Source organism: Pseudomonas pisciculturae (assembly GCF_015461805.1).
Lineage (GTDB): Bacteria > Pseudomonadota > Gammaproteobacteria > Pseudomonadales > Pseudomonadaceae > Aquipseudomonas > Aquipseudomonas pisciculturae.
Genome location: NZ_JACVZE010000006.1, coordinates 150167 through 165395 on the forward strand (window position 1 = coordinate 150167; position 15229 = coordinate 165395).

The window sequence follows — 15229 nt, forward strand, 5'->3', positions numbered from 1 at the left end:
GCTAATTTTAGCGCCATTCATTTTATAGGCCAGAGCCGATTGACTCAGGCAATCATGACGAGGCTAGTTCAGGGACGCGTTTGACCGCTTCACCACACAGTTTTTAGCTCTTAACTGACTTTAGCGTGCCTTCGAGCCAGTCAGGATCATTCGCCTCAATCCAGGTGCCATCATTGGTTTGGATTTGTTTACCGATGGATTTCCATTGCGCCATTTTTTCTGAGAAGCGCCTCATGTATTCCGGGGCGGGGCAGTATATTTCTGCCCATGGGTCGCTTATCCAGGCGTCTTTCCATGCAGCTTCGGAGAAATCAACAGTGGTGAGGTTGCGAGCGACGTTACCGACCAATGTGAAGGCATGCTTACCAGGCATCCCCATCACACGAGCGGTCCCTCCAACTTTTTCGATGATTTTTTCGGCGGTACCCGCCATCTGGTCACAGTTTCCCGCTCCGACTTTGAGTACGCTATTAAAATAAGGGCCATCGGCATCGATATACGCTCGGTCGTACAGCCATGCCGTCACTGGAGCAGCAGTTTTGCTGCGTGCCACATCCTGTGAGTTTCCAGCAAGCCGAAGATTTCTGGACCTAATCCCAGTGATTTCGAACTGTTTATCCACCTCGGTTTTGGCTTCCCGAGCGTAAAACTCATTTTTTCCGGAAATGGTCATCCGGTTGAAATCAACTGGTTTTTGTAGCGTTGGAACCTTCACAGGGGTCATGACGATATCAACGTCTCGCACCTTTCCCTTATTCCACAAGATGAGCGCGAATTCGCGCTGTTTTTCCGCGGAAAGTGTCGCCATTCCCTCTTTTAGCTTATTGATTTTTGCGAGTGTATGACCTTTTGCTCTCAAGGAGATGTAGATAGCGTCCATGGGAGGGAGTTCTATGAATTCACCGCGGGGAGCCAGACTTGATGCCAACTGATATTTATTCTTGCGATCGCAAAAAGCGCTTATAAGCTGGTCGTCCCTGCGGTCGTCGCCCTTGAAATTCAGGCGGCTGAAGGGGGCGTTGGAGTCTGCATCTAGAGGGCGACTGTAAAACACACCGGTGTCCGCCTCGACTACCAAGCACCGTTCATTCTTCTGGGTGATGGAAGGCATCACGAAACCTCGCAATACGCGTTTGTCGTTACTGATAGGCGAGATTGCATCGAGCTTAATGACGCGAGTTTCAGTCTCCAGGCTCGCATCATAACGTCTACCGCCAAATCCGAAATATCGATCCTCACCCAGTGTGCCGGTTACTCTATTTTTATATTCGATGGGTGCATTGATCGGGTAGGGTACCAATTTATCGTTTACTACATTATGTAGGCGTCGCTCATACACGACTGTGCGCGAGCTATCCGGCCTAACAGGGGCTGGGAAAAGACGTTGATGCTCCAGCGCTTGAAGAGTTTCATTAGTTCCGAGCAGCGTCGAATCGATTATTTTTGAAAAACATACATCGTTAAAGCCGCGCTTGGACCTGCCTTCAGCAGGCGCGGTACAGGTAGCCTCGAAATTATCTACTTCACGCTTAGCCCCAGGTGCTTCTACGTCAACCAAGTAGTCTGGTCGGTTCGGTTCGTAGCGGTATACCTTTTCACCGTCAATGAAGTCATAACCTTTGGATCTAGGGATGACATAAGCGTCGCTCGACAGCATCCTTGCGTTTTCCAGCGTGCCTGTTGGAAGGCTAGAGGCCGGTCGATTCAATGGAATCGATGAGTCAGGTATGAAACCGGTACTTCCAGCACCAAAGTTCTCCAGCGCAGTGCCGTAAGGTTCGCCACTGATCGGGTCAACCGGATGCCATTTGTCGACACCGTCAAATTTCGCCAGCACCCGTGTGGCTTCCCCCGTTTCACCCCCCAACCTTACGGTGCCCATGGCCATGCTTTCCGAGCCCGCCTTGAGCAAACCATTTGCGGCGGGGCCTCCAACTGACGTCAGTGCGTTGCCAACAGCGCTGCCAAACCTTGGGATCGTTGAGTAAAACGGTTTGGCCGTCTTGCCTGCGTTGATGAGCATGAGCAGATCATCGGTGGAGCTGCTGGCTTTTCTCAGCATATTGAACAGCTTTGCGGCTGACTTGACGTCATGAACAACCGCACGAAATCCAGGGACGCCAGGCAGGAGGAGGGCGGCGCCATCGAATATAAAGCTATTGATCGCTTCTATTGCCTCACCGTTGATCGCATGCTTCAGCGTATTTGCAAAAGGAATCAAGCCCAGCACCGCCGCCGCGCCAGCCTTCTGGTAGCGCCGGTCCCGTTCCAGGCCGCTTTCGCCACCGGCGTGCTGACGCAACGTTTCTTTATCAGGAACCAGGTGCAGGGAGGCGGCAATATCGGCCAACTCGTGAACCTTGCCTCCCAGGAAGGAAAGGTCTGGGGTGTTGTCGCTGGCCTGGCGTTGCCATTGCCTTGATGTCCGGATTTCTTCGATGATCAGCGATGAAGACTCCCCCTCACGGGGTGCTTCGCCGTCGCTGTAGGCCCGCCAGTCAAACGGCTGACTTTTATTGGACTCCATATTGATGCCGCCTTGGATGTTTGCGCCCACGTGCAGTTGATCCGGAAGGTCGGTGCGGATCTGGATTTTGCCCTGTTGGGGGAACACTTCGTAGTAAGTGACTTTTGACTCATGCTCGGAGCGAATGATGAAACCCTGGCGGCCTTTGCTGGCTTCTTTGTCGGCTGTGCTGATCAGGTGGGAGTACTGCGAAGGGACCGCTTTTCTGAGGCTATAGAAGGTCTGTTTGCCCAATTGCAGGCTGCGCCGATCATCCGCCGGGAGTTGCGAGAGCAGATTCTTGACCAGGCTACGATTACCTGTCACCAAGTCGTTGTAGTGGTTGTCGAATCTTCGGTTGAATGTGGGCTCTATGTCTCGAAGTCGGCTGTAGCCCCTTTCGATGAAGTCCATTGAAAGTGTGCTGCTGATTGAACGCCAGTTACCATGCTCAAGTGCGCCCGATATATGCGCATCCAATAGGCTGTAAAAATGGCTCTGGTCGTAATTGCTATTGCTTGAAGTGGCTTGCAGTACAGGTTTGGTAAAGTCGATTGTGTCACCATAGACCCGCTTCAGATCATCCAGCGCTATCTGTTTACGTGTCGGAGTGGGGCGGCTCAGGCGCCTGCTGGCAACTAGCAGGTCGGAGGGCTGTTGCTGGAAAGACGCACGTGCCTGCGTTATTTCGGCCTCTGAATACGGGCTATCGGCTCTTTTGTCGAGCATGCCATTGGTAACCGCCCAATCCAGCAGCGCCTCACGTCTGGCGATAAGCGCATTCGCCTTGTCGTGGTCGGTGGTGGGTTCGACTTTGGCAAAGTCCATGACTTGCTTATGGCTCAGGGTCGCGCTAGCGCCCGGTGCACTCTGTTCGATACGCGCCACGGCGGCACTGAAATGCGCCCATTCGTGGCTGCCATAAAGAAGGCTTGCCGGTAGGTCCTTGACCAGAAGTTGTGGCGCAACCCGTAACAGCATCAAATAACTCATCGTTCGGGCGTCGGTGTCCTTGACTCCAGCGTTATCGATCAGATGCTTTTCCAGCGCCGCAATCAGCGTTTGGGGTGATTTGCCGAAATTGTCCGGGTGGTCCAGGGCAAAACCGCGAATCGAATTGCGCGGGTTACCGGCCTGGGGGTCCACATTCAAGACCAGTGCAGCCATCACCAATTCGCGGGCGCTTGTGGCCGTTGGAAGGACGCCGATTTGCGCTTCGAGTTTCTTGCCGAGTTCAATCGCCTTGGGTTGGGATAGAAGATGCTCAAGGGCATGGCGGGGTGCTACGGACAACGTTTGAGTACAGAGATTGGTAGAAGTACTTCGACGATGGCTGTTTGCAGAGCTTGAGGGGGTGGAACTTGTGACGCGGCATATGGAAGTCCGCGTGAAGGGATCGGCGATTGCTTTATGCTCGTAGTCAGTGACTGAGACTCTGAAGCCCTCACGGTCTACTGTACGCGTTGGCTTACTGACGGTGTATGAAGAGCTCGGGTTGTTCAGCGCCTCCTGGACGTCCTTATCGTTTAGCGCAATACGGCCCAAATTGTCGAGCAAGCCACCGTTGGCTGGTTCGATCCAGCCCGCAACCCCTTGTACGACTTGTGCACGCTGTGCCTGCGTCAAGGGGATCTCTCGCGACAATAATCCCCAATAATCACGGTTTACCGGCTGTGGCAGTGGCGCAGAGACAGGTGCACCCTGAAGGCTACCTGGGGTTTCTGAACGCGTTGCTGAATTTGACTCGACCGCTGCGGCAACGGGTTGTTGGCCTTCAGTGCCCGAGCTTGTGTAAGCGCTTTGCGAAGCGTGAGGTGAGGAGACGGTGGGGATTGGGCGGTGCGCTATTTGACTCATCAAGACATGTCTTTTGGTTGATAGAGCGAGGGCTGCTGAAACCACTGCAGAACAGGCAACTCTGTGGCGTGCAGGCAAACTATGTTCCTGACTTAAGAGCGACTATGTGTGACACGCCGATGCAGTGTTCGGGTGATAGCCAGCAGACCGGGCCATTCTGTGACCGACAAGTTCTGTAATAAAAACGCCATTGCACTGGGGATTAAATCCGGGGCGGGCTATTTTGGTGCGTCTCAATAACCAGAGTAGCCATGGATGAAATACCAACCCTTCAGTCGTACCTTGATTGCCACTGCGCTGGTGTTGACGGTCAGCGGTGTGCAAGCCGCTTCCCAGGCCCCGGTGGCCGGTGAAAATGGCATGGTGGTCACGGCCCAGCATTTGGCCACTCATGTGGGTGTGGATGTACTCAAGGCCGGCGGCAACGCGGTGGACGCCGCCGTTGCAGTCGGTTACGCATTGGCGGTGGTGTACCCGGCGGCGGGTAACCTGGGCGGTGGCGGTTTCATGACCGTGCAACTGGCCGACGGGCGCAAGACCTTCCTCGACTTCCGCGAAAAAGCCCCGCTGGCGGCCACCGCCAACATGTACCTGGATAAAGACGGCAACGTCATTGAAGGCCTTAGCGCCAAGGGCCACTTGGCGGTCGGTGTACCGGGCACGGTCTCGGGCATGGAATTGGCCCTGAGCAAGTACGGCACTCTTAAGCGCGCCCAAGTGATTGCCCCGGCGATCAAGTTGGCGGAAAACGGCTTTACCCTGGAGCAGGGTGATATCGACCTGCTGCACACCGCCACCGGCGAGTTCGAGAAAGACAAGGACATGCGCGGCATCTTCCTGCACAACGGCCAACCGATGCAGGTGGGCCAGAAGCTGGTGCAGAAAGACCTGGCCAAGACCCTCAAGGAAATCTCGGCCAAAGGCAGCGACGGTTTCTATAAAGGTTGGGTCGCCAAGGCCCTGGTGGATTCCAGCCAGGCTGGCAAGGGCATCATCACCCAGGCTGACCTGGACAAGTACAAGACCCGCGAACTGGCGCCCATCGAGTGCGACTACCGTGGCTACCACGTGGTCTCGGCACCGCCTCCGAGCTCCGGCGGCGTGGTGATCTGCCAGATCATGAACATCCTTGAAGGCTACCCGATGGCCGACCTGGGCTACCACTCGGCCCAGGGCCTGCACTACCAGATCGAAGCCATGCGCCACGCGTACGTGGACCGCAACAGCTACCTGGGCGACCCGGACTTCGTGAAGAACCCGATCGAACACCTGCTGGACAAAAACTACGCCGCCAAGCTGCGTGCCGCCATCGCGCCGCAAAAGGCCGGTGATTCCCAAGCGATCAAGCCAGGCGTGTCGCCCCATGAAGGCAACAACACCACTCACTATTCCATCGTCGACAAGTGGGGCAACGCCGTTTCGGTGACTTACACCCTTAACGACTGGTTCGGTGCGGGCGTGATGGCGAGCAAGACCGGGGTGATCCTCAACGATGAAATGGACGACTTCACCGTCAAGGTCGGTGTGCCGAACATGTACGGCCTGGTGCAGGGTGAAGCCAACGCCATCGCCCCAGGCAAGGCGCCGCTGTCGTCGATGAGCCCGACCATCGTCACCAAGGACGGCAAGGCAGTGATGGTGGTGGGTACGCCGGGTGGCAGTCGCATCATTACGGCGACGTTGCTGACGATCCTGAATGTCATCGACTACAAGATGAATATCCAGGAAGCCGTGGACGCGCCGCGCTTCCACCAGCAGTGGATGCCCGACACCACCAACCTGGAGACCTTTGCCGTGAGCCCGGATACCCAGAAGATCCTGGAAAGCTGGGGCCATAAGTTCGCAGGGCCACAGGACGCCAACCACTTGGCCGCAATCCTGGTCGGCGCGCCGTCGTTGGATGGCAAGCCGGTGGGCAACAACCGTTTCTACGGGGCGAACGACCCGCGTCGTAACACAGGGCTGTCGCTGGGCTACTAAAGCCTGACGCGGTCAAAAAATGTGGGAGCGGGCTTGCTCGCGAATGCGGTGTGTCAGACGAAAGTGTTTTGACTGACCCACCGCTTTCGCGAGCAAGCCCGCTCCCACAGGAGCACTGTGTTATGCCTGAAGCAGTTGTTGCACTGCTGAAAACGCTGCGTTTCTGCGCGCTTCCCAATCCCCTCGAATCACCACCACCGGCTGTTGATGCTGCTGCATCCACGCCAGGCTACCCTGGAAAAACGCCCGGCGATCCGCCAACTCCGGCTGGCAACGCTGACCATCTGCCGTCCACTCCACATCCTCCGGCGACAACAGCAGGTGCAGGTCGTAGTGCCGTGCCAGCAGTTCGCTGTCCAGCCATTTGGGGTAGTCGCCAAACAGCGTCTGGCTCCATAGCTTGTTGGTCAGCAAGTGCGTATCGAGGATCAGCAGGTTGGGCCTTTCGGCGCGGGCGGCGTCCTCCCAGGCGAGCTGGCCGTGGGCGATGGCCGGGATGTCGGCCAGGCAGGTGTCGCGTTGATGATGATCGATGAAATGGCGCACGTATTCGCCGACCATCAGGCCACCAAAGTGCTTGTGCAACTGCGCCGCCAACCAGCTTTTACCGCTGGATTCGGGCCCCGCCAGTACTACCACCTTCATGGTTGCAACGCCGGGTCGGCGCGCCACTCGCGCCAGCCTTGTACCGCGATTACGGTGAACAGCGCGTAGAGGGCGGCGGTGAGGTAGAGGCCTTTGTAGAGGAACAACCCAACAAAAATCACATCCACGACGATCCACAGCGGCCAGCATTGCACGCGCTTTTGCGCCATCCACATTTGCGCCACCAGGCTGAAACCGGTGAGGGCCGCATCGAGCCACGGTTGGGCGGCGTCGGTCCAGTGGGCCATGGCGGCGCCGAGCAACAGGCTGCCCACGGCGCCCACGGCCAGGCTGGCCGTGATCGCAGGCCAACCCAGGCTCGTAACCTGTCGGCCTTGCTTGACCTCACCAGCACGAGTCCACTGCCACCAGCCATAGAGTTGCAACGCGGCGTAGACCACTTGCAGCAGCATGTCCGAATATAGCTTCACGTCGTAGAACACCCAGGTGTACAGCACCACCATCACCAGGCCGATGGGCCAGCACCAGGGGTTTTGCTTGACCGTCAGCCAGACAGCGATCACCCCCAGGGCGGCGGCGAACAATTCAAGCCCGGACATGGCGGTTCCTTGGGAGAGTGGGAGAGGGCGGGGATTGTAACCAGTGGTGGGAGTTCTACGAAACACCGCTGAACAAATGTGGGAGGGAGCAAGCCCCCTCCCACATTTGGATCTTTATTAGACCTTGAATTGGCGTAGCAGGCCGTTGAGTTGTTCGCTCAATGAGTGCAAGTGCGCGCTCGCCACGCTGGACTGCTCCGCCGCCAACGCCGTGCTATGGGACAGCCCGGCAGCCTGGGTCACGTTCTGGTTAATGTCTTCCACCACATGGGCCTGCTGCAACGTGGCGCTGGCAATCGATGCGTTCAGGCCATTGAGGTTGCGCAGGGCTTGGCCAATCGCCGTGAGGCTGGCCCCGGCCTGGCCGGCTTGTTCGATGGTCAGTTGCGAGGCGCTGTGGCTGTCGCTGATCACTTTCACGGCTGCTTCGGAGTGCCCTTGAAGCCGCTCGATCATCGCCTGGATTTCAGCGGTAGACTTCTGTGTGCGCTGTGCCAGCAGCCGTACTTCATCGGCCACCACTGCAAACCCCCGGCCTTGCTCGCCGGCACGGGCCGCTTCAATCGCGGCGTTGAGGGCGAGCAGGTTGGTCTGGTCGGCAATGGAGCGGATCACCTCCAGCACACCGCCAATCTGCGTGCTTTCGCTCGACAGTGTGCGGATCACCTCCACGGCCTGGCTGATGGTATTGGAGAGCTGGTCGATCTGTTGCAGGCTGCCGTCGATATTGACCTGGCCTTGCTGCGCCTGGGTCTGGGCGTCGCGCATTTCGCTGGCGGCGTGTTCGGCGTTTTTTGCTACATCCTGCACGCCGTAGGTGACTTCGTTGATAGCGGTGGCCACCAGCTCCATCTGCTGCGACTGTTGTTGGCTGCGGTCGTGAGCCTGGGTGGCGTTGGTGCCCAGCTCCTGGGAGGACTGGCCCAAGGCGTTGGCGCACACCTGCAACTGGGTCACCACCTGGCGTAGCTTGGCGGTGAAGCTGTTGAAGTGGTGCGACAGTTGGGTTACTTCGTCCTGGCCGTGAGTGTCGAGGCTGCGGGTCAGGTCGCTTTCGCCGCTGGCAATATTGCCCATGGCGTTCACCGCTGCCTGTAGTGGGCGCACGATACTGCGGGCGATCAACGTGACCAGCAGGGCCATCACCACCGCGATACCCAGCCCGATAAACGAGGCTTTCCACACTTGGCCTTTGAACTCGGCCTGTACATCGTCCACGTACACGCCCGAGCCGATGATCCAGCCCCAGGGTTCGAACAGTTGGATATACGAGGTCTTTGCTACCGGTGCGTCCGCGCCCGGCTTGGGCCAGCGGTAGTTGACGATGCCGGCGCCCTTGGCCTTGGCAAGCACGACAAATTCGTTGAACACCGCAAAGCCGTCCGGGTCGCGAATGGCTGAAAGGTTCTGGCCGTCGAGCTTGGGGTTGGCCGGGTGCATGATCATCACCGGGGCGAGGTCGTTGATCCAGAAATAGTCGTCGTGGTCGTAGCGCAAGCCGCGCACCACGCTCAGGGCTTGCTTTTGCGCGGCTTCGCGGGTCATGACACCGGTTTTTTCGAGGCTCTGGTAAAACGTCAGGATGCCGCTGGCGGTCTGCACCACGTGTTGAGTCTGTAGGCGCTTGGCCTGGTACAGATCGTCGTGAATCTGCTTGAGCATCAGCAAACCCAACGCGAGCAGCATCAGCACGGCGACTATCAGGATCAGCCAGAGGCGGCGGCTGATCGACATACTGCGCAAACTGTTCATCGTCATGTGACTCCATGCTTTTTATATTTGTGGGTGCTGCATCGACTTTTTCCGCGTGTCTGATAGGCTTTCGGCCTGTATTCGCAAAACCTGAATACTGTCTGATTTTTCACGGGTTTTTTGCATGCCGATGTTGATAATAAACATCGGCTTTGTCGTCAGTGAACCACTAAAAAAGATTATCAAGGCATGCCGCAGCGCATGACCTTTGGGGGAAGTATGGATTTTTGGACCGCCATTCAGGCGTTGATTCTTGGTGTTGTGGAGGGGCTCACCGAGTTCCTGCCGATTTCCAGCACCGGCCACCAGATCATCGTGGCCGACTTGCTCGACTTCGGTGGTGAGCGTGCGATGGCCTTCAACATCATCATTCAGCTGGGCGCGATCCTGGCTGTGGTCTGGGAGTTTCGCCGCAAGATCTTCGACGTTGTCACCGGGTTGCCGACCCAGCGCAACGCCCAGCGTTTTACCGTCAACCTGCTGATCGCGTTTATGCCAGCAGTAGTGTTGGGGGTGATTTTCGCCGACCTGATCCACCATTACCTGTTCAACCCGATCACCGTGGCCACGGCTTTGGTGGTGGGCGGCGTCATCATGCTGTGGGCTGAGCGCCGTGAGCACACGGTGCATGCCGAAACGGTCGACGACATCACCTGGAAAGATGCGCTCAAAGTCGGCTTTGCCCAGTGCCTGGCGATGATCCCAGGTACATCGCGTTCGGGCTCGACCATTATCGGCGGGTTGTTGTTCGGGCTGTCGCGCAAGACGGCGACCGAGTTCTCGTTCTTCCTGGCGATGCCGACCATGGTGGGTGCGGCGGTGTATTCGGGTTACAAGTACCGCGACCTGTTCCAGCCGGCTGACTTGCCGGTATTCGCTGTCGGCTTCGTCACTTCGTTTATCTTTGCGATGATCGCGGTCAAGGGCCTGCTCAAGTTTATCGCCAGCCACAGTTATGCGGCGTTTGCCTGGTACCGCATCGGGTTTGGCCTGTTGATCCTGGCGACCTGGCAGTTTGGCTGGATCGACTGGGCAGCGGCCAAGGCATGAATATCCAGCACCCACGCCTCAAAGCGGTGGTCTTTGCACTGCTGTGCACCGCGCCTTTGCTGGGCTCGGTATTGGTGTGGCTGCGCGGTGAGACGTTTATCCCGCTGGCGGCCTATGGCGTGGTCAGCGTTATTGCGTTCTTGCTGTACTGGAGCGACAAGCGCAAGGCGCAAACCAACAGTTGGCGCACCCCGGAAAACATCCTGCACGCCGTGGAGCTGGCAGGCGGTTGGCCGGGGGCGTTGATTGCCCAGCAGGTATTTCGGCACAAGACGCGCAAGGTGTCTTATCAGGTGCTGTTCTGGGTGATCGTGTTGCTGCACCAGGTGTTCTGGCTGGACCAGTTGTTCCTGGGCGGCACACTTTTATCAGTGCTGTAGCTGTTCAATCCTCTAGCAGCAAGCCAATCTGCGTGCGCTTGGGTAATTTACTCACCACCAACTGGTGAGAACGTTGCAACAAACCACGCAGCTCCTCAGCGCCCAGCGGGTAGGGCGTGTTCATGATGACCCACTGCGCTCGCGCCAAGTAAGGCGCCGGGTGGATGCCTGGGCGGTCGACATGACCTAGGAACAGTTCCTTGTCGACCTTGAACGCCAGGGATTCGCCGCGTAGGTTTTGCAGGGCGAACATCTTGTTGCCCGCAATCGAGAACACGCGCACGCCGCCCCATTTGTAGTCTTCCCGCGCACCAGGCAGGCTCAGGCAGAAGGTGGCGACTTGGTCTTCGGTCATGTTCATAACAAGCGGTCTCCGCAGCTTTTGAAGCCTTCTTCCAGGTAATCGATCCAGGCGCGAATGGCCGGCAGCACGCCCCGTCGATGCGGGTATACCGCCTGCAACCAGCCGCCTGGCAGCGACCACTCCGGTAGCAATTGCACCAACTGGCCGCGAGCCAATTCCTCTTCGCAATACATCATCGGCAGCACGGTAAAGCCCAGGCCCATGATTGCGCTGGCCTTGCGCACGATAAAGTCGTCGATGCCCAGGCGCGCTTCCATCACCAGTTCGTGGGGGTTGCCTTGTGGGTCGAGGATGCGCTGATGCACCATGCGGTCGGCCTCCAGCGCACCGAGTATGGGCAGTTGCTTGAGGTCTTCGAGGGTGTTGATCTGCGTGCTGTGCATAAAGGCCGGGCTGGCCACCAGCACGGTTTGCGCAGGGCGCAGGCGCTTGGTCACCAGCAGCGGGTCTTCATCCCCCAACTCGCGCACGCGCAGGGCCACGTCGATGCCCTCGGCCACCAGGTCGACGCGACGGTTGACCAGGGTCATTTCCAGTTGTACCTGAGGGTGGGCGGCCAGAAACCCCGCCACCAACTCCGGCAGGATGTGCTGCGCCATGCCCACCGGGCAACTGACCCGCAATCGCCCACGGGGCTCACTGGACATACTCGCCACGGCCTCGTCGGCCATCTCCGCTTCCAGCAACATGGCCTGGCAATGGCGCAGGTAGCGCTCACCGACCGCGGTCAGGGTGAGTTGGCGGGTGGTGCGTTGCAGCAGGCGGGCGCCCAAGCGATCTTCAAGCTCAGCAATACGTCGCGACAACCGCGATTTGGGAATGCCCAAAAGCCGCCCAGCCGCCGCGAAGCCTCCGGCTTCGACGACTTTGGCAAAATAGTAGAGGTCGTTGAGGTCTTGCATGGGCAACCTATTGTCCTGTCAGTGGGACAAACTATCGCATTTCAGCTGCCTTATCGGCTATTGGTTTCATGCGTAGGATTCCCCCATCTGATCGCCACTGACGATCCTACTCGGAGATTCCCCATGAAACTGTTGCACATCGATTCCAGCATCCTCGGCGACAACTCGGCTTCCCGTCAGCTCAGCGCTGGTGTGGTCAAGGCCTGGCAAGCGGCCGAGCCGGGTGTGGAAGTGACCTACCGTGACGTGGCGGCTGAAGGCATCAACCACTTCTCTGGCGCGACCTTGGGCGCCCTGGGTACTCCGGCTGAACAGCGCAGCGCTGCTCAGCAGCAAGAAGCTGAGTTGAGCGCCAGCACCCTGGCTGAATTCCTCGCCGCCGATGCCGTGGTGATCGCCGCGCCGATGTACAACTTCACCATCCCAACCCAATTGAAAGCCTGGATCGACCGCATCGCCGTCGCTGGCCAGACGTTCCGCTACACCGAAGCCGGCCCTGAAGGCCTGTGCGGTAACAAGAAGGTCATCATCGTGTCGACGTCGGGCGGCCTGCACGCCGGTCAGGCCAGCGGTGTGGCCCACGAAGACTACTTGAAAGTGCTGCTGGGGTTCCTGGGCATCACCGACATCGAATTCGTACGTGCCCACGGCCTGGCGTACGGTGATGAAGTGCGTACCAAGTCCCTGAGCGACGCCAACGTGCTGATCAACGAACAATTGTTCGCTGCCGCGTAAAGCTTAAGTAAAACAGCGCTTTTCCCCGTATCAATCTGAGACGGGGCGTCTAAACTCTGTATTCTGATCGCCTCAAAACGACCGGACTACGGAGTTTTTTCGTTTACCCGCTGTCATTACTTTGGCCCAGGTTATGCACGTAGGGGTTTATCACCCGGTGCGAGCGCCTTGAACCATGGACTTTTCAATCAGACATGCAGGTCTTTACGCAGCAAAGGTGGACATCCTCATGATGCGTCTTTGTGCAGTTATGGTTCTTTCCCTGCTGGGCGGCGTGGTTTCAGTGCATGCCGCACCTGCGCCGCACCCCCATTGGAGTGTGGGTTTTCATCGCATGACGTTTCTCGACCCGCTGGATCAGCAGCCGATGAAGGCCATTGCGTTTTACCCGTCCACCGATTCCCCGCACACCACCCAGGTGGGCGCCTATCATGTCGCTGCGTCTGAAGATTCCAAGATTGCCATTGGCCGCTTCCCTATGCTGATGCTGTCCCATGGCAACACCGGCACGCCGCTGGCGCTGCATGACCTGGCCACGTCCTTGGCGCGCAAAGGTTTTGTGGTGGTGGCGGTGCTGCATCCGGGCGACAACTACAAGGATCACAGCCGGCTCGGCACGGTCAGCAATTTATATGGGCGACCTATCCAGATTTCCGAGGCCATTACCGCGACGTTGGGCGACCCGATGCTGTCGCCGTTCGTCGATGTCGATCAGGTGGGGGTTATCGGCTATTCGGCCGGGGGGGAAACGGCATTGATCCTGGCCGGTGCCAAACCCGATTTCGACCGTCTGCGCCGCTACTGCCAAGAGCGCCCGGAAGACCGCGATGCCTGTACCACCAAAGGCGAGCTGGTGGTGGATCGCGCCGACCTGCAACCTCAAGCCGACCCGCGTATTCATGCCTTGATGCTGATGGCGCCCCTGAGCCTGATGTTTGGCCGCCATACCCTGGCCGACGTGCACGTGCCGGTGCTGCTCTACAGTGGGGATGGCGACAAACTGGTGGCCGTGGACAAGAACGCCGCCGCCCTCGCACGCAAGCTGCCGGAACCGCCCGACTTCAAGCTGTTGGCCGGGGCAGGGCACTTCGTGTTTATGGCACCGTGCGACAGCGACCAATTGGCGGCGATGCCAGCGATTTGCACCGACGCCGATGGTGTCGACCGAGAGGGCATTCACCGTGACCTGGTTTCTGAAGCGGGGCGTTTTTTCAGCCACACCCTCGGCGAAGCCACTCGCGCCGGCATGCAGACGGCCGATCAGTAAGCGCGGCGCTTGAGCGCAAGGGTTACCGCCAGGGCGGTGACTGACAGCAGTGCCGCGCAGAAGAAGATCCAGCCGTAGCCGAGGTTCAGCGCCACGGCCCCCATCAACGGCCCGGCAATCGCCAGGGCCAGGTCAAAAAACACCGCATAGGCACTCAAACCGGCGCCCCGGCTACTGTTGGGCACCTGCTTGATGGCTTCCACGCCCAGCGCCGGGTACACCAATGACAAGCCGAAGCCGGTCAGCCCGGCACCGATCAGTGCGATACCGGTGGAGGGTGCCAGCCACAGCAGGGTCAGGCCCACGGTCTCAATGATCATGCAGGCAATCGCCGCCCTGAACCCGCCAAAGCGGCTGATGGCCGAAATAAACACCAGGCGCGACAGGATGAAACACACGCCGAAGACCGTCAGGCAGTACGCCGCACCCGTCCAGCCATGACTGAGGTAATACAGGGTGATAAAGGTGGTGAGGGTGCCGTAACCAATCGACGCCAGACACAGGCTGGCGCCAAACGGCGCGATTCGCCCGAACACCGCCCAGAACGGCAAGCGCTCACCGCGCACCACGGGCACCGACGGCTTGTTGCGGATCAACACCAGGCCCAGCGCCGACAGCACCGACAGCGCAATACCCAGGCTGGTGTAGCCGTATTGCGCGACCATCACCACCCCCAGCGGCGCACCAATGGCAATGGCGCCGTAGGAGGCAATCCCATTCCAGGAAATCGAGCGTGCGGTGTGCTCGGCACCCACCTGGCCCATGCACCAACTGATGGTGCCCACACCGATCAGGCCTTGGGCCACGCCCAACAGCAACCGGGCGGCGATAAGAACGCCCAGGCTCAGGGCCGGCATGCTCTCCAGTAACGTCGCGACAAACGTCAGCACGCCACTCACCAGGATGCCCGCCAACCCCAGCACAATCGCACGCTTGGTACCGACGTTATCCGACATCCTCCCGGCCATTGGCCGACTGAGCAGGGTGGCCAGGTACTGCGAACCAATGGTGATACCCGCCACCACCGCGCTGAACCCCAGTGTCTCGTGCACATAGCCAGGGATGACCGCGATCGGTAAACCGATGCAGATAAAGGCGATGAAGGTGTAGAAGACGATGGAGACGATCTGCAGGGTGATCGACATAGAGCTGGGAGCGGTGGCAGACATGGGCACTCGTTCGCGGGCGGGCGGTGAGGGCATCATGGCAAGGGCTTGGGGGAAAAGAAAGC

General features: G+C 58.7%; 12 protein-coding genes. 5 read left to right on the top strand and 7 right to left on the bottom strand.

All coding sequences use genetic code 11. From position 1 onward, the window contains the following. Nucleotides 1–103: 103 nt before the first annotated feature. Nucleotides 104–3799 (bottom strand): hypothetical protein, encoded by a 3696-nt coding sequence (locus tag ICY20_RS17775; protein ID WP_194938152.1) that lies wholly within the window; start codon nt 3797–3799, stop codon nt 104–106. A gap of 819 nt (nt 3800–4618) precedes the next feature. Here ICY20_RS17775 and ggt point away from each other — a divergent pair. Beyond that, on the top strand, nt 4619–6343 hold the full coding sequence (gene ggt / locus ICY20_RS17780; RefSeq protein WP_194938153.1) for a gamma-glutamyltransferase: 1725 nt from the start codon (nt 4619–4621) through the stop codon (nt 6341–6343). A 120-nt stretch (nt 6344–6463) separates the two neighbouring features. On the opposite strand, the gene ICY20_RS17785 is transcribed toward ggt, so the two are convergent. From ICY20_RS17785 to ICY20_RS17795, 3 genes are all read right to left on the bottom strand, one after another. Continuing rightward, entirely contained in the window at nt 6464–6988 is a 525-nt protein-coding gene (locus tag ICY20_RS17785; protein WP_194938154.1) for an AAA family ATPase, read from the bottom strand. Continuing rightward, nucleotides 6985–7548, bottom strand: coding sequence for a nicotinamide riboside transporter PnuC (gene pnuC, locus ICY20_RS17790; protein ID WP_159962824.1), 564 nt, complete (start codon nt 7546–7548; stop codon nt 6985–6987). The genes ICY20_RS17785 and pnuC overlap by 4 nt, the downstream gene beginning before the upstream one ends. A gap of 117 nt (nt 7549–7665) precedes the next feature. Continuing rightward, nucleotides 7666–9300, bottom strand: coding sequence for a methyl-accepting chemotaxis protein (locus ICY20_RS17795; RefSeq protein ID WP_194938349.1), 1635 nt, complete (start codon nt 9298–9300; stop codon nt 7666–7668). Nucleotides 9301–9519: 219 nt separating this feature from the next. Here ICY20_RS17795 and ICY20_RS17800 point away from each other — a divergent pair, with 219 nt between their 5' ends. Both ICY20_RS17800 and ICY20_RS17805 read left to right on the top strand, forming a co-directional pair. Next, the gene (locus tag ICY20_RS17800) at nt 9520–10350 is read left to right on the top strand and encodes an undecaprenyl-diphosphate phosphatase (RefSeq protein ID WP_159962822.1); all 831 of its coding nucleotides are present in this window, start codon (nt 9520–9522) and stop codon (nt 10348–10350) included. After that, nucleotides 10347–10730, top strand: a complete 384-nt coding sequence (locus tag ICY20_RS17805) for a DUF1294 domain-containing protein (protein ID WP_159962821.1) — start codon at nt 10347–10349, stop codon at nt 10728–10730. The genes ICY20_RS17800 and ICY20_RS17805 overlap by 4 nt, the downstream gene beginning before the upstream one ends. 4 nt (nt 10731–10734) lie before the next feature. Here ICY20_RS17805 and ICY20_RS17810 read toward each other — a convergent pair whose 3' ends face one another. After that, a complete protein-coding gene (locus ICY20_RS17810) occupies nt 10735–11091 on the bottom strand; it encodes an MmcQ/YjbR family DNA-binding protein (RefSeq protein WP_194938155.1) in 357 nt (118 codons plus the stop codon). Continuing rightward, nucleotides 11088–11996, bottom strand: coding sequence for a LysR substrate-binding domain-containing protein (locus tag ICY20_RS17815; protein ID WP_194938156.1), 909 nt, complete (start codon nt 11994–11996; stop codon nt 11088–11090). The genes ICY20_RS17810 and ICY20_RS17815 overlap by 4 nt, the downstream gene beginning before the upstream one ends. 123 nt (nt 11997–12119) lie before the next feature. Between ICY20_RS17815 and ICY20_RS17820 the strand changes: the two genes are divergently transcribed. Together ICY20_RS17820 and ICY20_RS17825 are read left to right on the top strand one after the other, a co-directional pair. Continuing rightward, nucleotides 12120–12731: an FMN-dependent NADH-azoreductase gene (locus ICY20_RS17820; protein ID WP_159962818.1), complete on the top strand. Its 612-nt coding sequence runs from the start codon at nt 12120–12122 to the stop codon at nt 12729–12731. A 229-nt stretch (nt 12732–12960) separates the two neighbouring features. Next, nucleotides 12961–13998, top strand: coding sequence for an alpha/beta hydrolase family protein (locus tag ICY20_RS17825; protein ID WP_159962817.1), 1038 nt, complete (start codon nt 12961–12963; stop codon nt 13996–13998). Here the strand turns inward: ICY20_RS17825 and ICY20_RS17830 are convergent. Then, nucleotides 13992–15167 (bottom strand): MFS transporter, encoded by a 1176-nt coding sequence (locus ICY20_RS17830; RefSeq protein ID WP_159962816.1) that lies wholly within the window; start codon nt 15165–15167, stop codon nt 13992–13994. The genes ICY20_RS17825 and ICY20_RS17830 overlap by 7 nt on opposite strands. Nucleotides 15168–15229 lie beyond the last annotated feature (62 nt).